The organism is Xylanibacter ruminicola 23, assembly GCF_000025925.1.
GTDB lineage: Bacteria > Bacteroidota > Bacteroidia > Bacteroidales > Bacteroidaceae > Prevotella > Prevotella ruminicola.
In genome coordinates this window covers 1,859,180-1,879,264 of the sequence record NC_014033.1, presented here as the reverse complement: position 1 = coordinate 1,879,264, position 20,085 = coordinate 1,859,180, and the positions used below count along the sequence as shown (strand labels likewise).

Here is a 20,085-nt window from a genome sequence, read left to right as displayed (position 1 = left end):
AAATATGGTGTAAATTTGCAGAAAAAACATGATTTAACGATGAAAAGGAATACACTAACAACCGTACTCATGCTGTTGGGCGCCACCATGCTGCAGGCCCAGCCGCGTTATGACATGCAGCATATCAACCGCGAACAATTAGACCGTGGCGTGGTAGCCATCCGTAGTGGAAATCAGGTGATGGTAAGCTGGCGCACCCTTACCAGCGATGCCGTAGGTCAACCCTTTGATGTGTACCGCAACGGACAAAAGCTGAATTCTAAGCCCTTGCGACAGGGTGGTACTTTTTTTGTTGACGAAGCGCCGTTGACTGCCGATGCTACCTACGAGGTGCGTGGTGGCGGCAAGAACGGCTGCTACCAGTTGCGTGCAGATGCCCCCGATGGCTATCTGCCCATCAAACTGCAGAAGCCTGCCGATGGCGTAACACCCGACGGACGTACGTTCGGCTATACGGCCAACGATGCCAGTGTGGGCGATGTGGATGCCGACGGACAATACGAGATACTGCTGAAGTGGGACCCAACCAATGCCCACGATAATGCCCACGATGGCTATACCGGCTCCACGCTGTTGGACTGCTACCGACTGGATGGTACGCTGCTGTGGCGTATCGATTTGGGTATCAACATCCGTAGCGGCGCCCACTATACACCTTTTATATTTTATGATTTGGATGGCGACGGACGTGCCGAGCTGATGGTGCGTACCAGTGATGGTACCCGCGATGGAGTGGGGCGTGTGATTGGCGATGCCAATGCCGACTACCGCCACCGTGCGCCTGCCGATGCCGAGAATCCCAAGCCCGAAGGCGAGTGGGTTAAGTATAATAAGCAGGGGCGCCCTAAAACAGGGCGTATATTAACCGGCAACGAATATATCACCGTGTTTGATGGTTTAACGGGTAAGGCTTTGGCTACCAAACCCTACGTGCCTGCACGTGGTAACCTGAGCGACTGGGGCGATAACTATGCCAACCGTTCCGACCGTATGCTGGCTGCCGTGGGCTATCTGGATGGCAAGCATGCCTCGGCCATCTTCTGTCGCGGTTATTACACCCGTACCGTGCTGGCTGCCTGGGATTGGGACGGCCACGAACTGAAGCAGCACTGGGTGTTCGACACCAATAACGAGGGTGTTGGCAAGGATGGCAAACCCCTGCACAGCTATGCGGGACAGGGTAACCACAACCTGCGTGTGGCTGATGTGGATGGCGACGGTTGCGACGAGATTACCTACGGCTCGATGGCGGTAGATCACGATGGCCGTGGATTGTATAATACCGGCATGGGCCATGGCGATGCGCTGCACCTGATGGCTTTCGACCCGAAGAGCACCGAACTGCAGGTGTGGGACTGCCACGAGAACCGCCGCGATGGCAGCGATTTCCGTAATGCCCGTACAGGCGAGGTGATTTTTAAGATACCATCAGCCAATGATGTGGGTCGCTGCATGGCGGCTGATATCGACCCCACCAATCCTGGCTTGGAGATGTGGAGTACCGATAGTCATGGCATCCGTAACATGAAGGGCGAGGTGCTTTACACCGCCGAAGATCCTGACGACCCGCAGCACAAGCAGCACCTGAAGCTGGGTGGCCGCCACCTGTCGGTAAACTTCGGCATCTGGTGGGATGGCGACCTGCTGCGCGAACTGCTCGACCACGAAACCGTGAGCAAGTACGATTGGCAGAACCATACTATTGCAGACGTAACCAAGTTCGAAGGCGTGGTGTTCAACAACTGGACCAAGTCGAATCCATGCCTGTCGGCCGATATATTAGGCGATTGGCGCGAGGAGGTGATAGCCCGCACCCCCGACAGCAGCGAGCTGCGCATCTTTGTGTCGCCCATCCCTACAGCCTATCGTATCAACTGCCTGATGGAGGACATCCCCTACCGCCTTTCGACCGCTGCTCAGAACGTGGGCTACAACCAGCCATCGGAGCCAGGATTCTACCTCGGACCCGATGAGACCGTCCAGCCATTCCTGAAATAGGGTTATTTTTACATATTATAACAATTTGAGTGATTTTTCTGGTGTAATTTTGCATTAAATCGGAAAAATTACTTAATTTTGTGCCCTGAAAAAATTTTGGAAAGATTGTTTACTAACAATAATAATTAACTAACTCATCAAAAAATTAAAATGTACAAGATGAATCAATTGTCAACAAGGCGCGTGTGTTTAACATCGGCCTTGGCTGCGTTGCTCTTAGCTGGTGCGCCTGTAAACTATGTGATGGCGTATGGTGGAGTGACTGGTATTCAGCAAACTGCAAGTGTTAAAGGTGTTGTGGTTGACCAGACTGGCGAAGCCATTATTGGTGCCACCATCAAAGTTAAGGGTAGCCAGAAAGGCGCCATTAGCGATTATGATGGTAACTTTACCATCGATGCCCAGCGTGGTGATGAACTCGAGATTAGCTACATCGGCTACAAGACTCAGGTTATCAAGGTCGCTGGTCAGCATGTAAAGGTAACCCTTTTGGAGGATTCAAAGGCTCTCCAGGAGGTGGTAGTAGTAGGTTTCGGTACTCAGAAGAAGGTGAATCTGACGGGTGCCGTTTCTGTTGTTGATGGCGACGAGCTGGCTCAGCGCCCCGTAGCAAATGCCGCTCAGGCCTTGCAGGGTGTTGTTCCTGGACTGCAGATTGCATCAACCAGCGGTTCGCTCGATGCATCACCCAGCATCAACGTTCGTGGTACCGCCACTATCGGTGAGGGTTCAAGCGGTTCGCCTCTGATCCTGATCGACGGTATGGAGGGCGACCTGAACACCATCAACCCACAGGATATCCAGAGCATCTCGGTTCTGAAGGATGCTGCTGCATCATCAATCTATGGTAGCCGTGCACCTTTCGGTGTGATCCTGATTACCACTAAGAACGGTGGCAAGGACAGCAAGGTGAAGGTGAACTATAACAACAGTTTCCGTTTCAGCAACCTGATTCGTGGCAAGCACATGATGAACTCGGTTGACTATGCTTCGTGGTTGAACGATGCCAAGACCAATCAGGGTCAGTCGGTATTCTTCGATGCCGAGCGCATGGCAGCCATCAAGGAGTATCACGATGCCACCCCAGTAGGTCCTGGCACCCGTCGCACAGCCGATGGCAAGCTGGTTTACGCTATCGGTTCGCAGAACGGTGTGACCTGGGACGACGGTTACGGTTACGGTATCGACGATGTGGACTGGTACGACGTGGTTTACCGCAACTCAGCCTTCTCGCAGGAGCACAACGCCAGCGTGAACGGCGGTTCCGACAAGCTTAACTTCTATGCCTCAATCGGTTATCTGGACCAGGGCGGTTTCATGAACATGGGTAGCGATGGTTACAAGCGCTACAACGGTACCGCCAAGATGAACATCGAGCTGGCCAAGTGGATTCGCATGAACTACAACATGCGTTTTGCCCGCACCAACTATCATCGTCCAGCTGCCCTCACCAGCAGCCTGTATAACGATATGGCCCGTCAGGGTTGGCCTATGCTGCCTCTCTACGATCGCAACGGCTATCTGTACTCATCACCATCACCAGCTCTGGGTTTGGCAACAGGTGGTGTGGATCGTAAGGAGCGCGACGTGCTCAACCACCAGCTTGGTTTCGTGATCGAGCCTATCAAGAACTGGATCACCCATATCGATTTCAACTACAAAATAGATAACTCTATCCGCCACTGGGATAGCCAGCGCACCTACAACCACAACGTGGCTGGCGAGGCTATCATCTACAACCAGAACTCGAATGTTCACGAGGATGAGTATAAGGATAACTACCTGAACTTCCAGGCCTACACCGAATACACTTGGTCGCTGGCCGAGAAGCACAACTTCCACGTGATGGGCGGTTTCCAGACCGAGCAGCTCAAGCGCACTCAGTTCGGCCTGCAGCGCAACGGTATCCTGGATCCTACTAAGTCGGAGGTTGACCTGACCAACGGTCTGAGCTACTCGGGCGAGGCTATCGTTCCTGATGTGAACGGTTCGCGCAACCAGTGGCAGACAGCCGGTTTCTTCGGTCGTGTGAACTACAACTACGACGAGAAGTACCTGTTCGAGGCTAACCTGCGTTACGATGGTACCTCACGTTTCCGTAGCGACAAGATGTGGAAGCTATTCCCCTCAGTATCACTGGGTTGGAACATCGCCCGCGAGAAGTTCTGGGAGAATCTGGCCGGTACTGTCAACACCCTGAAGCTGCGTGCTTCTTATGGTTCGCTGGGTAACCAGAACATCAACAACTGGTATCAGACCTATCAGACCATCGCCTACAACTCGGTGGCTGGTTCATGGTTGCAGAATGGCGCTAAGCCTAACACCACCAGCGCTCCTGGACTGGTTTCGGCCCTGCTGACATGGGAGAAGGTGGAGAGCTACGACCTGGGTCTCGACTTCGGTGCTTTCAACAACCGACTGACTGGTACTTTCGATTACTATATCCGTAACACCAAGGATATGGTTGGTAACGCTCCTGAGCTGCCTGCCATCCTGGGTACTGGTGTGCCCGTGACCAACAATACTGACTTGCGCACTGCTGGTTGGGAGTTGCAGATCAGCTGGCGCGACGTGCTCAAGAACGGTCTGTCTTACGGTGTTACCTTCAACATCTCTGACGCCCGCACCAAGATTACCCGTTATCCTAACAACCCCACCGGTTCGATTAACAACTATATCGAGGGTCGTTACATGAACGAAATCTGGGGCTTCGAGACCATCGGTATCGCTAAGAGCGACGAGGAGATGAACGCTCACCTGGCAACAGCCGATCAGAGCTCACTGGGCAGCAACTGGGCTGCCGGTGACATTATGTACCGCGACCTGAACGGCGATAACAAGATTTCGCGCGGCGCTCAGACACTGGCCGACCACGGCGACCTGAAGGTGATTGGTAACTCAACACCTCGCTACCTGGTTGGTTTGAACCTGAATGCAGCTTACAAGGGCTTTGATATCAGCGCCTTCTTCCAGGGCGTGATGAAGCGCGACTGGTGGATTGGCGGCTCATGGGGCGGCGGTCTGGAGTATCTGTTCGGTACCACCAACTCATGGGAGTGGTGGAGCGTAGGTATCACCGATGTTCAGGACTACTATCGCGATGCCAACACCTGGTCGGTACAGAACGGTTACCAGCAGGCTAACCAGGATGCCTGGTTGCCCCGCGTACAGTTCAGCGACAAGAACGAGCAGGCCCAGACACGCTACCTGATGAATGGTGCTTATGTTCGCCTGAAGAACCTGCAGCTGGGTTACACCCTGCCACGCCAGATCACTCAGCCTTGGGGCATCAGCAACCTGCGTGTATTTGTTTCGGCCGAGAACCTGTTTACTATCACCAAGATGCCTCACCAGTTCGATCCTGAACTGATGTCGAACTCGGTTGATCAGAACAACGGCTATCCTTTGCAGAAGACATTTGCATTCGGTCTTAACGTATCATTCTAATGGTAAACATTCACGTAAAAAAAAAGATTAGGAAATTATGAAACTCTATAAATCATCATTCATAGCATTGGCTCTCGCAGCTGGCGTTACTTCATGTACCGACTATCTGGAGCAGGAGCCACCATCATCGCTGACACCAGAGAATTTCTACACCAGCGAGGATCAGGTGCAGGCTGTAGCAAACCGTTTTTATCAGGACATCATGCCTGGTCATGGCGGTTGGGACTACGGAACCTACACTAACGATAACAATACCGACGTTCAGGCAGCCCGCACACCAAGCGTCAAATTCTCGGCCAATCTGTGGCACACCGCCCAGAGCGAGGGCGACTGGTCGTGGGGTAACATCCGCAACGTGAACTATCAGCTGGCTGAGCTCAAGGCTAAGTTGGCCCAGAATGCCATCAGCGGCAACGAGACCAACATCCGTCAGTATGTGGGCGAGATTTATTTCTTCCGTGCCTATGCTTACTTCGACATGCTGAAGAAGTATGGCGACCTGCCTATCCTGACCGAGGCTCTGCCCGATAACGAGGCAGTGCTCGTGGCTGCCAGCCATCGTCAGCCTTGTAACGAGGTGGCTCGTTTCATCGTGAACAACCTGGATACAGCCATCACTTACATGAAACCCGACTTTGAGAAGCGCCACACCCGCATCTCGGCCGACGCTGCCAAGCTGTTCAAGAGCCGCGTGGCCCTCTACATGGGTTCATGGCTCACCAACTTTGCCGGCACTCCATTCGTGCCCAATGGTGCAGGATGGCCCGGTGCTGCCAAGAATCCTGGCTACCAGTTCCCCACTGGTTCGATCGAGAACGAGGCTAAGTATTTCTTCGAGACTGCTGCAGCAGCAGCCGAGGAGGTGGCCGAGAAGTATAAGAACAGCCTGACTATCAACAACGGCGTGGTTCCTCAGGCCGAGGGCGAGAGCAATCCTTACCTCGAGTTGTGGGGCACTACCAACTGCGCTGGCAAGAGCGAGATTCTGCTGTGGCGCGAGTACAGCAAGTCGCTGGGCCTGAACAACGATATCGAGGTGGCTGTTGAGAAGGGAAACATCGGCACAGGCGTGACCCGTTCGCTGGTGGAGCGCTATGTGATGGCTGATGGTAAGCCTATCTACGCTTCGGCCTATACCTACGACGATTCAGAGATTGCCAAGGTGGTTGAGAACCGCGACCCACGCCTGCAGGTGATGCTGAAGGTTCCCGGACAGGTGAACTGCTTTAAGAACGTGACCGACGATGCCGGTACACACTGGACTCAGACAGAGCCTACACCAAACATCACCAACGCTAATGCCGAGGATGGTTACATCACTGGTTACGCTATCCGCAAGGGTATGACTTTCGACCGTTCGCTCACTGCCAATGGCGGTAGCTACAACGCTTGTGTTATCTTCCGTGCCACCGAGGCTCTGCTCAACTACATCGAGGCTGAGTATATGCTCACCAAGAACATCAACTCGGGCAAGATTCTGGAGTACTGGAAGAAGGTGCGCGAGGCTGCCGGATTCACCGGTGCTGCCATCGATCCTCAGGTGACCATCGCTGCTACCGACATGACCAAGGAGACACTCGACTGGGGTGCTTACACCGCTGGCGAGCTGCTCACCGATGCTACACTCTACAACATCCGTCGTGAGCGCAGCTGTGAGTTCCTGGCCGAGGGCTTGCGCGACATGGACCTGAAGCGCTGGCGCGCCTACGAGCAGCTGATCAAGAAGCCTGTTTATGCCGAGGGTATCCACCTATGGAACACACCGATGGAGAAGTGGTATAACGACCTCGTGGCCGATGGCTCGAGCAGCTCGAACGTATCGCAGAAGAGCATCAGCGAGTACCACTGCCCACACGTGGTTAACATGACCAACAATAGCTATGCTAAGGGATTGACATGGCGTATGGCCTACTATCTGCAGCCATTGCCTCTGCGTCAGTTCCTGCTCACAGCAGCCGACCACGCCAGCATCGATCAGAGTCCGATGTACCAGAACCCATACTGGCCCACCGAGACCGATGCCCCTGCATTGCAGTAATACATTATTTTTATAATAATTCTTTCAAATCCCTCGTCATTTGGCGGGGGATTTTGTATTTTTGTAGCCGAATTAAAAAACAGATGTATGAAACGACAGATATTCGTGATGTTAGCGTTGGGGTTCTGTGCCGCGGTACAGGCACAGCAGGTGTACCAGCTTAACGAGCCAGCACAGCCTAAGCTTATACGTAGTAACCACCTGCGCATGGGTGGCGTAAACCCGCTGGGCGAGCGTATCGATGTAAACAGTTTTTATATGTCGATGGCAGGCAAGCCTGTTATCCCCGTGATGGGCGAGTTCCACTACAGTCGCTACCCGGCCGAGCAGTGGGAGGAGGAAATCTTGAAGATGAAGGCGGGTGGTGTAACTGTTATCCCTACCTATGTGTTCTGGAGCCTGCACGAGGAGGTTGAGGGCCAGTTCCGTTGGGACGGTCAGCGCAATCTGCGCCGCTTTATCGAGCTTTGTAAAAAGCACAATATGGCTGTGATTGTGCGTATCGGTCCGTTCTGCCATGGCGAGATTCGTAGTGGCGGTTTCCCCGATTGGCTGTTTGCCAAACCTCTTGAGGTGCGTAGTAACGATCCCGAATACCTGAAAATCGTTAAGCGACTCTATACCGAGATTGGCAAGCAGTTGCAAGGCCTGTATTACAAGGATGGTGGCCCGATTATCGGCTGTCAGGTTGAGAACGAGATGCAGCATTCGGCTGCCCCTTGGGCCATTACCTATGCCGGCGAACCCAAGGATAACACGGCTGCCAGCTACAATGCCGGCGAGGCCATGATTGGTGTGGGCAACCAGGCGCGTAAGGCTACTGGTGCCGAGATGGGTAACCTGCACATGCAGCTGCTTAAAAAGATGGCTGTTGAGGCTGGTATCGATGTGCCTTTCTACACCGCCACAGGGTGGGGTAATGCGGCTGTTATCGAGGGCGAGGCCATCCCCGTTACAGCGGCCTATACCTATCCCTTCTGGGCTAAGCCTCATATGTCGAAATTCCTGATGTTTAAGGATTTAACCAAGGAGGCCGATTATGCGCCTACACGTTATAACCCTGCCGATTACCCCTCGTTCTGTGCCGAGATGGGTGCTGGTATCCAGATGATTTATGGCGCCCGTCCGATAGTAACGGCTCAGGCAGCCGAGGGCCTGATGGTGCGCACCTTGGGTAGCGGTAGCAATGGCATTGGCTATTACATGTATCATGGTGGTAGCACGCCCAAGCAGATAGGTGGGGTGGGTTCGTTTAACGATGAGCCCATGGGTATGCCCAAGATTAGCTACGATTTTCAGGCACCTATCGGTGAGTTCGGACTCGAGGGTAAGATGTATCGTAACTTGCGACTGCTGCACACTTTCCTGGCCGATTTCGGCGATGTTTTGGCGCCTATGGAGCCCGTTCTGCCTGCCGATTGGCAGCAGATGACACCCGACAATCGCGACCATCTGCGCTATGCCGCCCGCATCAAGGATGGTAGCGGATTCCTGTTTATGGTTAACTTTCAGGACCACGACACCCTGCGCCACGATCAGACTAACCTGCAGGTTAGATTAAACATGAAACATGAAACATTAAACATTCCCGCTCAGGGAGGTTTTACGCTTGGCAAGGATCAGAGTGTTATCCTGCCTTTCAATCTCGATATGGATGGTGCGTTGCTGAAATACGCCACCGCACAGCTGCTTACAAAGCTGAAGGATGGTGATGCCGAGCATTATTTTTTCTTTGCGCCCGATGGTATGGCTACCGAATATCTGTTTGATGCCACCACCGTAAAGGGAAAGCATTTTTTTAAGCCTGTTGCAGGTTTTAAGAGTACTTTTGCCTTAAAAACGGCTTCTGGTCGCACCATCAAGGTAACCACGCTTACCCGCCAGCAGGCGCTGAACGCACTCAAGGTAAACGGCAAACTGCTGATTACCGATGCCACCGTGCTGCCTGCAGCCAATGGCGCCACGCTGCTAAGCCTTGGTAACCATCAGGTAAGCTATGTGGTTTATCCCAGCAAGCAGGGCTTTAAGGCTCTGGCAGCTAGCGTAGCACCTGTTACGCCCCAGTTCGAGGTAACAAAAGCAGGTCCCCGCCGCATGTCGGTATCAGTAAAAACTCCCCTCTCTACTTGGAGAGGGGCAGGGGGAGAGGCGTCAGAGTTTTTCCTCCGCATCCACTATGTTGGCGATGTGGCTATGGCCTTTATGAAGGGCCAGCTGGTGCAGGATGAGTTCTATCATGGCGAGCCCTGGACGATTGGCTTGAAACGCTATGCCGATGATCTTAAGACCGATCCATTGACGTTTTATTTCCGTCCGCTGCGTGCCAACGCTCCCTTCTTAGGCGATCTGCCCAAAAAGGCCGTGCCCAATTTCGAACACGGCCCTGTGGTAGATATCCAGAACGTAGAAATAATCCCCGAATATAAGTTCGATATCAAGTTTTAGTGGGCTATATATAAAAAATTGTGTTGGTATTAATGTTTAATGTTTAATCTTTAATGTTTCATGTTTCATGCTCATAATCTTCGTGGGGCAGGCCAGGGTGCACTTGCCGCACTTAATGCAGTCGGCATCCAGATAGCCCGATTCCTGACCGCGTGAGTCGTACGGGGTGAGTTGCATGGGGCATACGCGGGCACAGCTCTTACACTTCATCTGGCAGGCACTCGATACGTGTACATTAGTAAATGCCTTGGGCAGTGGTGCGTGCTTGGGCGATACCCAGTTCGAGATGGTTCCCATGGGGCAGAATGTACACCAGGTGCGTGGGGCATAGATGAATGCCAGCGCCACACCCACGATGGTGGTTACCACAATGATGGTCCAGAACACCTTACCGATGCCAGCCCACATGGGCAGTCCGCCCTCGCTCCAGGGCACAAAGCTCAGCTGTATGCCAAACATGGTGAAGATAAAGAACACCATAAACAATCGGAACCCGAAGGTGCGTACAAACTTAGGTATCTCGCGGTGGGGGGAATACTTCGACAGCAGTCGGCTGTACAGATTGCCGCGCGGACAAACATTGCCGCACCACCATCGTCCTTTCCAGATACTGAATAGCACCGGACCAATCATGCAGATGATTGCCACCAGACCAATCACTGGGAAAAACCATCCCAGCAGGATGTAGGCGATGATAATCCAGTAGAGTGGCTTACCTGGCGTTTTAAAGTGTCGATGAAAATTTTTAGCCATACTTTTTACCTTATTAAATAGTTACCTTTTTACCATTTTTATTATTTCACGGTGCAAAATTACGCATATTTTGATAGATATACGAATTATTTTATCTATCTTTGCATCGATGTAATCTATTATAAATATCAGGAACGTATGACATTACAGCAACTTAAGTACATTGTAGCCATCGATCGCTACCGCAGTTTTGCCAAGGCTGCCGACGCCTTAGGCATTTCGCAACCCACCCTGAGTGCCATGTTGGTAAAGTTGGAAGACGAACTCGACGTGCGCATTTTTGAGCGTAGCAACAAGAGTGTTACGCCCGCGATTGCCGGCGAGAAAATTATCCGTCAGGCCGAGCGTACCATCGCTGAGGCCGAGCGAATCAACGAGCTGGTGAGCGAAGACAAGGGCGACGTGGCTGGCGATCTGCGCCTGTGCGTTGTGTCCAGCATCGCGCCTTATATCCTGCCCAAGTTTATCCGTTTTTATACCGAGGATTATCCGCAGGTGCGACTTTCCATCATCGAGCTTAAGGGCGATGCCATTCAGGCCGAATTGCAGCAGGGACATATCGATGGTGCTATCGCCACTGGCGGACATGCACACCCGGGCATACTCGAGATACCGCTTTATACCGAGCGGTTTATGGTGTATCTCTCGGCCGATTGTTGGCGCAAGCTGCCCGTGTTCCATCCCGAGAATCTGGAGCACGAACAAATGTGGATTATGCGCGATGCCCAGTGCCTGCGCGATAGTGCTTTCAGCTTTTGCAAGGCGCGCACCAAGGGCCGCAGGGTGTACGAGGCTGGCAGTATCGATACCCTGATACGCATTGTTGACGAGAATGGCGGTTTTACCATTATCCCTGAGATGCACCTGCCGTTCCTTTCTGATGCACAGCGCGAGAATGTGCGCCGCATCGAGGGCGATTATCTGTCGCAGCGCCGTGTATCGCTCTACATCCGCGAGGACTACATCCGCCAGGCCATGCTGAATACCATCACAAAAACGCTCCTCCGATTCATGCCCGAAGGAATGATGGAGGAGCGGATAGCTAAGTACGGAATCAGATTGTAGTAGATAAGAGTGTACTTTCGCTCGGAAATAAAAATATTTGTCGATTTATTTTGTATTTCGCTCACTTATTCGTACCTTTGCCCCCGAACTTTAACGTTGTAAGTATGGACAAAACAAAGATAAACGAGACATTGCGCAGGAATGTGGCGCTGCTGTCGAAGCAATCGGAAAGAGAGTTGGGTATGATGCCAGCCACGGTGGCACCGCTGCCATCGGTAGAGATGGTGAAGCGTATCGTAACGCTGGTAAAGAGCATTATCTTTCCTGATTATTTTGAAAAGCGACAGCCCGACGAGGCTATCCGCGCCTATCATATAGGTGTGTGGATGGAGGAGTTGACAACACTGCTTACCAAGCAGATTGCACACGGACTACAGTTCTGCGAGGACTGCGAGGCTAACAGTACCAAGGCACAGGTTTATGGCATAGCCGAAGAGAAAGCACTTGCATTTATTGATGCATTGCCCGAGATTAAACGACTGCTTTATACCGACATACAGGCGATGTTTGATAACGACCCTGCTGCACCTAACTTTGGCGAGGTAATCTTCTGCTACCCATCAATGAACACGATGACGCACTACCGCATAGCACATAAGTTGCACGAGCTGCAGGTGCCCGTCATTCCACGTATCATCACCGAGCAGGCACACAGCAAAACGGGTATCGACATACACCCAGGAGCTACGATTGGCGAGTACTTTGCCATCGACCATGGAACGGGTGTGGTAATAGGCGAAACGGCCATCATTGGTAACCACGTAACACTGTATCAGGGTGTAACACTGGGTGCCAAGAGCTTTAAGTACGATGAGAATGGTAACATGTTGAACATCCCCCGTCACCCCATCCTGGAAGACCATGTGACGGTTTATTCCAATGCCTCAATCTTAGGTCGTATCACCATCGGTCACGACTCCGTGATTGGTGGTAACATCTGGGTAACGCATAGCGTGCCGCCTTACTCGCGCATTCAGCAGAGTAAAGCAGTGGATGTAGCTTTCCAAGACGGAGCTGGAATTTAAATTTGGCACGGATTACACGGCTCTTTTACAAAGAAACACGGCCTTAGTTGCGATGCTAAAGCCGTGTTTTAATATAATTAAAGCCGTGTAATCCGTGCCTAAAAATTACTCTTTTTTCTTTCCGAACTCGGGATCGATCTTCAGTAAGCTGGCAACGATGTAGGTCATCACGCAGCAAACCACGACGATCACGAAGAATGCACGATAGCCCACAGCCTCTTGCAGGGCACCGGCAAACAATCCTGGTATCATCATCGACAGGGCCATGAAAGCGGTACACAGTGCATAGTGGGCTGTTTTGTGCTCGCCCTGACTATAATATATAAGGTATAGCATATAGGCCGAGAAACCAAAACCATAACCAAACTGCTCTAAGAAGATACAGATGTTGATGATAAGCAGACTGGATGGCAGGGCGCACGAAAGATATACGTATACCAAATCGGGAATGGTGATAGCCATCACCATAGGCCACAGCCAACGTTTAAGTCCGTCGCGGCTGGCGGCGATACCACCTAAAATGCCACCTAAGGTAAGGCCGATAACACCTACGGTACCCTGAACCATACCAAACTCTACATCACTCAGGCCCAGACCGCCATTGGCCATCTTATCAACCAGGAACAGAGCCGATACCTTTGCCAGCAGTCCCTCAGGCATACGATAGAACAGCATAAAGCAGATGCCTACCCATACCTGTGGTTTCTGGAAGAAGGTTACGAGTGTGTTCCAGAACTCGGTGATGATATCGGCAGCGGTTTTCTGTATGCGATGGGTGTCCTCGCTGGGGCGGGGCAGTGCCCAGCTATGATAGAGCCACAAGGCGATAAACAGACCGGCTATGAGATAGAACACCAGGCTCCAGGCATAGCTGATGCTACGGGTGAGCACCTGCAACACACCTGCCAAGCCTACCAGCAAGCCCGACGAGAAAATGGTGGCTATGCGATAGAACGTGGAACGGATGCCCACAAAATAGGCCTGCTCGTGCTGCTCCAGTCCTAACATATAAAAGCCGTCGGCAGCAATATCGTGGGTGGCACTGCTAAAGGCCAACAGCCAGAAAAAGCTGAGCGAGCCTTGCAGCCAAAACGGTCCCGGGATGGTAAAAGCCACACCTGCCAGGGCTGCAGCTATCAGTATCTGCATACTGAGTATCCACCAGCGTTTGGTTCGTAACATGTCTACAAACGGGCTCCAAAGGGGCTTGATAACCCAAGGCAGATAGAGCCACGAGGTGTAGAGCGTGATGTCGGTATTCGACAAACCAAGGCGCTTGTAGATGATAACCGAGATGGTCATCACAGCTACGTAGGGAACGCCCTCGGCAAAGTAAAGGGTGGGCACCCAGGCCCAAGGATTCTTATTGTTCATGAAACATTAAACATTAAACATGAAATATTTTTAATCGTAGAGGCGCTTGATTTGGGCACCGCGATAGTAGAACAGCAGGATATCATCGTAAGGATGACCTTGCTCGCCCATCACAGCGGCACCTATCTGGCACAAGCCAACACCATGGCCCCAGCCCTTGCCTTTAAGCACAAACTTATCGCCATCTTTCTCAACATCAAAGGCTGATGAGTAGAGGTGGCTCTCGCTCAGGGCACGGCGGATTTCCAACTCCTTACCGATGGTGAGGGTCTTTTTGGTACCAACAATCTTGAGTTTCCAGATACGGTCGCTCTTGCCACGCTCAACGGGGATGAGGTCGGTAATGGTACCAAAGTCGATCTTGAGTTTGCGGTTTACCAACTCCGACAGTTCCTGCTGGGTGTAGCTTACCGTCCAACGATAGAAATCGGGGGTTTCCTGATCGAAATCGTTGAGTACCTGCGAAAGGATGTGCTTATCGCTGGTGTTGCAGTAAGGATCGTGGAACGAAACGAGATATGGCTTAGGGGTATCTTCCCAGCAGTATTGGAACTCCTCGGTCTGACCACCACAGCACTTTGAGAAACGGGCGTCGCAAATCTCGTCGCCATACATCAGCACCTGACCGCGAGTCTGGCTGATAGCCTCCTCAACATGGGTGTTGTTGGCGCGGGTGATGCCTTGGTAACGCTGGCAGTGATCGTCGGCACATACATCAAAGATGGTATGATCCTCGCGGTCGTACCAGCGGATAAACTCCTGGTCACTCTTAGTAAACGAGAAGAAATTGTCGCCACCGCTTTCGTGCTGTTTGCGTTTCTCAATCTGTGCCAGCAGCCACGAACGCGAGATAACGGCGTGGGCCTTGAGGAACTCAACACTCGAGGTGCTGCTCATTTCACTTGATATCACGCTGGTAAGATACTTCTCGACCGGCAACTCGTTGATGGCCACAATCTTATCGGCCTCAACCACAATGCGCAGGGTACCCTCGAAGGTCTGGGTTTCCTTGCGCTCCCAGTGGAAGTTAACGCCGATAGTCACATCGTTGAGCGAGAACGAGGCATCGTCGGTCTGTGGGGTAAATGTCAGGTTACGATACTGGGTGCCACGCCACAGAATACCGCCATCGCTAAACTCAACTACCTGGTCGCCGGTAATCACCTCGCCCTTAGCCATGTAAGGTTTGTTAAGGCTGAACGATATCTTTTCGCCACTGACGATACCCACGGTAACGTTTGGCTCTTTTTTCATTGAACATTGACCATTGACCATTGAATTTTGAGTAGCTCTCAGGCGTTCGATAACCTGTTGAAGCGCATCGGCTGGCAGCGATACTTCGTTAAGTATGCCCAGGGCTACCTCGGGGGTAATGCGATCGAAATCCTCCTTACGTGGGGTAACGATGAAACCTGCCATGTCCAGAGCACCTGGCGATATGATGTATTGCTCGCAGCCCTCCTTGTAGTAGCAGTCGGGACGGTGTTTGTCGCGGGGGAATACCACCGAGTAGTAATCGGCATCGTTTCGCCAGCTTACGATGTTGAGCATTGGCTCGGGCTCGCCTTCTTTAATGGGCAGCGACTCGTACAAACGACGGAACAGCTGCTCGTCGCCATATTGCGTTTTGCTGTGGATGAGCAGGGCGGGGCAGGGATACTCCTCAATCAGCGAGATGCCCTCCTCGTTATTCAGCTCCAGGATGGGTTTCAGACTGCGCGACAAGCGGCCCCATGCCATCTGCAGGGGTAATACACCTGATGTGCCACCCTGGAAGTGGGCGTGATCGGGAGCCGAAGCACCGCACTTTGGTCCGTTATAGAATACCATCATCTGTGGATACTCGGTAAGCAGCTTATGAATCTCGCCATAGGCATTACGAATCAACTGCGGCTCGTGCTTTACCGATGGAATGGTAAAGTGGATGGGCAGGATGGGGAAGGGGTTGACCAGCAGGTCGAACTGTCCATCGATAGATTTCTTAACCTGCTCCTTGGGGCGATTCTGCTCGCACAGGAAACAGGGGCGCTCGGCCAGTGTCTGCTTGTCAATCTTAGCGCCTGTTGATACGATACGGGCGGGGTTATACTGCACCTTCATGGTTGAAGTGCCTACCGACAACTCGCGGGTCTTCACGTTGCGCAGGTCGTGATAGCGGCGACGGGCATCATCCCACTTCTCTAACTGACGGTTGAAGAATCGCATCAGGGGCGAATCGTTCAGCATTTCCTGCTTGCCCTGCAGCATCTGCTGGCGCGCCATAATCTCTAACGAGCGCAACTGGTCCTTATACAGGTTGTTGGCGTTTACCTTTTCGATAGAGAGGGCTGCATCGCTGTTGCCACCCCAGCGGCGACAGAGATAAAGTTCGCTGAAGATACGACCGATACGGTAGTGGCGCGAGAAAATCAATCCCAACGCATAGTCCTCGCCATACGAGGTGTTGGGGAATCCAACCTGGCGCAGCAGTGGGGTGAAGAAGGCGCGTGGCGCACCCAGACCATTGATACGCAGAGCATTGTTAGGTCCGTTCTCATCCGTCCACTCGGCGTGGTCGATGAGTCCTGGTGGCAGCGTGTTCAGGTCGAAGTCGCACATGCGATACGAACCAATCACCATGGCGGCATTCTGCTTGTAGAAGGTATCTACAATCTGCTGCAGGGTTTTGGGCGACGAGTACAGGTCGTCGCTATCCAGCTGCACGGCAAAACGTCCGCAACGGTCGTCGTGGATGGCCATGTTCCAGCAGCCACCAATACCCAAATCGTTACGCTCGGGGATGATATGGATAAGTCGCTCGTCGTGGAAACCACGCAGCAACTCGGTCGTCTTATCGGTAGAGTGGTTATCAACCACTATCACATTATACTTAAATTTGGTTTTCTGGCTCAGCGCGCTGTTAACAGCATCGCAAATGGTTTTTTCGCGATTGTAAACAGGTATAACCACCGATGCTTCTACATCAAACTCCTGCTCGTTAAAGTCGGGGCGGCGATAGAACGTGGGGTCGATTTTGGCGCCGATGGCAGCCAAGTGGGCGGTGGCAGCATGCTCCATCTCAATCTGTACTTCGCGATTGCGTGGGTTCACATAGTCGAACTGCTTTTCGCCCGAGGCGCGTGTATCGGTCTCCTGCTCGGTATAAAGCTTCTCGTTAATGTGGAAGATACGGCCTTTACGACTCAGGAACAAGCGCAGGGCATAAACAGCAGCATACTGATAGGGGTGCTCGTTGCATTGCATGGTAAAGCAGTGCAGCAGACTGGTTTTAACCAGGATGAGCGAGCCCAGATCGAAATCGTCGCGGATACTACCTATCTGATAATCGATAACAGGATGGGGCTGCAGCTTGCCATCAATCAGGTCGTTGTGGTCGGCGTAGATCATGGCAGCATCCGAATCGGATGCGATACGCAGCATGCGGTCGAGTGTGCCTTTGGCCATCTGTATCTGTCGTGGACGAATCTGCAACAGGGCGTAATCAGCTTTGGCATGTTCTGAAATAGCCTGTAGGGTTGTGCTGCTTGTCAGGTCGTTAACTACTATTTGCTCGCAATCGCTCAGGGCCTCGTCTGTGGCCTCAAGGGGTTGGTTTACCAGCAAACAGATATGTTGAATAGTCTTGCTACCCTTGATTTGCGCTATCACATCGCGCGCTGTCTCAAGGTCGTTGCAAGGCAAAAAACAGTCAATTTTTTCTCTCATTACGTGTAATTAGTGATTTATAAAGCGCAAAATTCGTAATATTTTCCGAGAAAACCAAATAAATTAGGGAAATTTTTCTACCTTTGCACCCAAAAAGTAAAGATGTACGACGAAAAGAAGGTATTATTAGGCATGCAGCCTGGCGAATTGCAGCAAGTGGTAACCGAATTGGGAATGCCCAAGTTTACGGCTGCACAGATTGCCAAGTGGCTCTACCAGCAACATGTTGGTAGCATTGCCGATATGACCAACCTGTCGAAGGCAAACCGTGAAAAACTGGCCGAACAGTACGAGGTGGGCAGCATGGCGCCCATCGACTGTCAGCGTTCGGTGGATGGAACCATCAAATATCTGTTCCCAACCCGTAGTGGTAAGTTTGTTGAAACGGTGTATATACCAGAAAGGCGACGGGTAGGCGAGCAAGGCTCGGGAATCGGCGATCGCGCCACGCTGTGTGTATCGTGTCAGGTGGGTTGTAAAATGAATTGCTTGTTCTGTCAGACTGGTAAACAGGGGTTTGAGGGCAGTTTGACTGCTGCTGATATCCTGAACCAGATATATGCGTTGCCAGAGCGCGACACACTGACCAATATCGTGTTTATGGGTCAGGGTGAGCCCATGGATAACCTCGACGCTATCCTGCAGGCCACCCAGGTGCTGACTGCCGATTGGGGTTATGCCTGGAGTCCGCGCCGCATCACTGTATCGAGTGTGGGTGTGAAGAACAAGCTGAAGCGATTCCTCGACGAGAGTGAGTGCCACGTGGCTATATCGATGCACTCGCCACTGCCCGAACAGCGCCAGATGTTGATGCCTGCCGAGAAGCAGATGTCGATTACCGAGGTGATTGACCTGCTGAAGCAGTACGACTTCTCGCACCAGCGCCGTTGTTCGTTCGAGTACATCTGCTTTGCCGGACTGAACGACACCACCATGCATGCCCGCGAGATTGTGAAGCTGGTGCGTGGATTGGACTGCCGTGTAAATTTGATTCGATTCCACGAGATTCCTGGTGTGGATTTGCCTGGTGCCGACGAGAAGCGCATGGAAGCCTTGCGTGACTATCTCACCGCCCATGGTGTGTTTACCACTATCCGCGCCAGTCGTGGACAGGATATCTTTGCAGCCTGTGGTCTGCTGAGTACGGCCAAGAAATTGTCAAATAGTAAATCGTAAAATTGTCAAATATATCTATGGATAAGAAAATTCGCGTGGCCATCACGCATGGCGACACCAACGGCATTGGTTATGAGGTGATACTTCGTGCTTTCGAAGACCCCATGATGCTGGATATGTGTACACCTATCATCTATGGTTCGCCTAAAGCCGCAGCCTTTCATCGTAAGGCTATGGAGATAGAAACCCAGTATAGCATTATTAACGACGCTGCCGAGGCCAAGGACGGGCGTGTGAACCTGTTGGCCGCCTTCGACGAGGAGGTGAAGGTAGATTTCGGACAGCCCACCGATGAGTCGGATAAGGCAGCCAAGGCTGTGATGCAGCGTGTTAAAGAGGATATGCAGAAGCACCTGTTTGATGTACTGGTGCTGGGCCCCGTGGTGCCAAATGCCAACCCCAATCGCGACGAAAAGCCGCTTACCATCATGCTCAGTGAGCGTGTACGTATCGGTCTGCTTACCAACCATCTGCCTATCAAGGAGGTGGCTCAGAGCATCAGCGTTGAGAAAATCGTTGAGAAAGGTACCATCTTCTTCAAGAGCCTGAAGCGCGACTTCCGCGTAAACAATCCCCGTATCGCTGTGCTGGCACTGAATCCACAGCCAGGTGCCGAGGAGGAGCAGATTATCGCCCCTGCCATTGCCGAGCTGGAGAAGCAGAACATGATGGCCTTTGGTCCTTATGCTGCCGAGGAATTCTTTGCCAACAACCAGTACGAGCAGTTTGATGGTGTGCTGGCTATGTACGACGATCAGGGCACACTGCCATTTAATGCGCTGGCTACCGAGTATGGCGTAAAGCTGAAGGCTGGTATGACTGCCATCTGCACTACTGCCGTTCATGGTCCTGAGTTCGAGATAGCCGGTAAGGGAATTGCCGATGCTACCTCGTTGCGCCATGCCATCTATACGGCTGTAGATATGTTCCGCCATCGTGCCGAGTACGATGAGCCATTGGCTAATCCACTGCCCAAACTGTATCACGAGAAGCGTGAGGATGGCGACAAGGCACGTTTCCAGATGCCTCGTGCCAAGGATATCTTTAAATAAAATCACG

Annotated in this window: 11 protein-coding genes; 8 read left to right on the top strand and 3 right to left on the bottom strand. The window is 52.2% G+C overall.

What is annotated here, in order from left to right; genetic code table 11:
* Window positions 1-39 precede the first annotated feature (39 nt).
* From PRU_RS08140 to PRU_RS08125, 4 genes are all read left to right on the top strand, one after another.
* On the top strand, window positions 40-1,998 hold the full coding sequence (locus PRU_RS08140) for a rhamnogalacturonan lyase (RefSeq protein WP_013064657.1): 1,959 nt from the start codon (window positions 40-42) through the stop codon (window positions 1,996-1,998).
* Window positions 1,999-2,148: 150 nt separating this feature from the next.
* Complete coding sequence (locus PRU_RS08135; RefSeq protein WP_013065238.1) at window positions 2,149-5,445, top strand: SusC/RagA family TonB-linked outer membrane protein; 3,297 nt, start codon at window positions 2,149-2,151, stop codon at window positions 5,443-5,445.
* Between the two features lie 37 nt (window positions 5,446-5,482).
* Window positions 5,483-7,483 carry a RagB/SusD family nutrient uptake outer membrane protein gene (locus PRU_RS08130; protein WP_013064300.1) on the top strand — a complete coding sequence of 667 codons (2,001 nt, stop codon included), beginning with the start codon at window positions 5,483-5,485 and terminating at the stop codon, window positions 7,481-7,483.
* Between the two features lie 87 nt (window positions 7,484-7,570).
* Window positions 7,571-9,928 carry a beta-galactosidase gene (locus PRU_RS08125; RefSeq protein ID WP_013063966.1) on the top strand — a complete coding sequence of 786 codons (2,358 nt, stop codon included), beginning with the start codon at window positions 7,571-7,573 and terminating at the stop codon, window positions 9,926-9,928.
* Window positions 9,929-9,964: 36 nt separating this feature from the next.
* Here the strand turns inward: PRU_RS08125 and PRU_RS08120 are convergent, their stop codons facing one another.
* Window positions 9,965-10,681, bottom strand: a complete 717-nt coding sequence (locus tag PRU_RS08120; protein WP_013063642.1) for a 4Fe-4S binding protein — start codon at window positions 10,679-10,681, stop codon at window positions 9,965-9,967.
* A 138-nt stretch (window positions 10,682-10,819) separates the two neighbouring features.
* On the opposite strand from PRU_RS08120, the gene PRU_RS08115 reads away from it, so the two are divergent.
* Complete coding sequence (locus PRU_RS08115) at window positions 10,820-11,746, top strand: LysR family transcriptional regulator (protein ID WP_013065646.1); 927 nt, start codon at window positions 10,820-10,822, stop codon at window positions 11,744-11,746.
* 104 nt (window positions 11,747-11,850) lie between these two features.
* Window positions 11,851-12,771 carry a serine O-acetyltransferase gene (locus PRU_RS08110; protein WP_013063536.1) on the top strand — a complete coding sequence of 307 codons (921 nt, stop codon included), beginning with the start codon at window positions 11,851-11,853 and terminating at the stop codon, window positions 12,769-12,771.
* A 105-nt stretch (window positions 12,772-12,876) separates the two neighbouring features.
* Here PRU_RS08110 and PRU_RS08105 read toward each other — a convergent pair whose 3' ends face one another.
* The gene (locus PRU_RS08105; protein ID WP_013065139.1) at window positions 12,877-14,145 is read right to left on the bottom strand and encodes an MFS transporter; all 1,269 of its coding nucleotides are present in this window, start codon (window positions 14,143-14,145) and stop codon (window positions 12,877-12,879) included.
* A gap of 30 nt (window positions 14,146-14,175) precedes the next feature.
* Window positions 14,176-17,850: a DUF4922 domain-containing protein gene (locus tag PRU_RS15690; RefSeq protein ID WP_013064740.1), complete on the bottom strand. Its 3,675-nt coding sequence runs from the start codon at window positions 17,848-17,850 to the stop codon at window positions 14,176-14,178.
* A 102-nt stretch (window positions 17,851-17,952) separates the two neighbouring features.
* Between PRU_RS15690 and rlmN the strand changes: the two genes are divergently transcribed.
* Together rlmN and PRU_RS08090 are read left to right on the top strand one after the other, a co-directional pair.
* Window positions 17,953-19,026: a 23S rRNA (adenine(2503)-C(2))-methyltransferase RlmN gene (gene rlmN / locus PRU_RS08095; RefSeq protein WP_013064355.1), complete on the top strand. Its 1,074-nt coding sequence runs from the start codon at window positions 17,953-17,955 to the stop codon at window positions 19,024-19,026.
* 17 nt (window positions 19,027-19,043) lie between these two features.
* On the top strand, window positions 19,044-20,078 hold the full coding sequence (locus PRU_RS08090; RefSeq protein WP_013064170.1) for a PdxA family dehydrogenase: 1,035 nt from the start codon (window positions 19,044-19,046) through the stop codon (window positions 20,076-20,078).
* Window positions 20,079-20,085: the final 7 nt, after the last annotated feature.

What these genes read in the sequence shown, in the direction of transcription:
- PRU_RS08140 (WP_013064657.1), top strand. Translation starts at nt 40, where the DNA reads ATGAAAAGGAATACACTAACAACCGTACTCATGCTGTTGGGCGCCACC.
- PRU_RS08135 (WP_013065238.1), top strand. Translation starts at nt 2,149, where the DNA reads ATGTACAAGATGAATCAATTGTCAACAAGGCGCGTGTGTTTAACATCG.
- PRU_RS08130 (WP_013064300.1), top strand. Translation starts at nt 5,483, where the DNA reads ATGAAACTCTATAAATCATCATTCATAGCATTGGCTCTCGCAGCTGGC.
- PRU_RS08125 (WP_013063966.1), top strand. Translation starts at nt 7,571, where the DNA reads ATGAAACGACAGATATTCGTGATGTTAGCGTTGGGGTTCTGTGCCGCG.
- PRU_RS08120 (WP_013063642.1), bottom strand. Translation starts at nt 10,681, where the DNA reads ATGGCTAAAAATTTTCATCGACACTTTAAAACGCCAGGTAAGCCACTC.
- PRU_RS08115 (WP_013065646.1), top strand. Translation starts at nt 10,820, where the DNA reads ATGACATTACAGCAACTTAAGTACATTGTAGCCATCGATCGCTACCGC.
- PRU_RS08110 (WP_013063536.1), top strand. Translation starts at nt 11,851, where the DNA reads ATGGACAAAACAAAGATAAACGAGACATTGCGCAGGAATGTGGCGCTG.
- PRU_RS08105 (WP_013065139.1), bottom strand. Translation starts at nt 14,145, where the DNA reads ATGAACAATAAGAATCCTTGGGCCTGGGTGCCCACCCTTTACTTTGCC.
- PRU_RS15690 (WP_013064740.1), bottom strand. Translation starts at nt 17,850, where the DNA reads ATGAGAGAAAAAATTGACTGTTTTTTGCCTTGCAACGACCTTGAGACA.
- rlmN (WP_013064355.1), top strand. Translation starts at nt 17,953, where the DNA reads ATGTACGACGAAAAGAAGGTATTATTAGGCATGCAGCCTGGCGAATTG.
- PRU_RS08090 (WP_013064170.1), top strand. Translation starts at nt 19,044, where the DNA reads ATGGATAAGAAAATTCGCGTGGCCATCACGCATGGCGACACCAACGGC.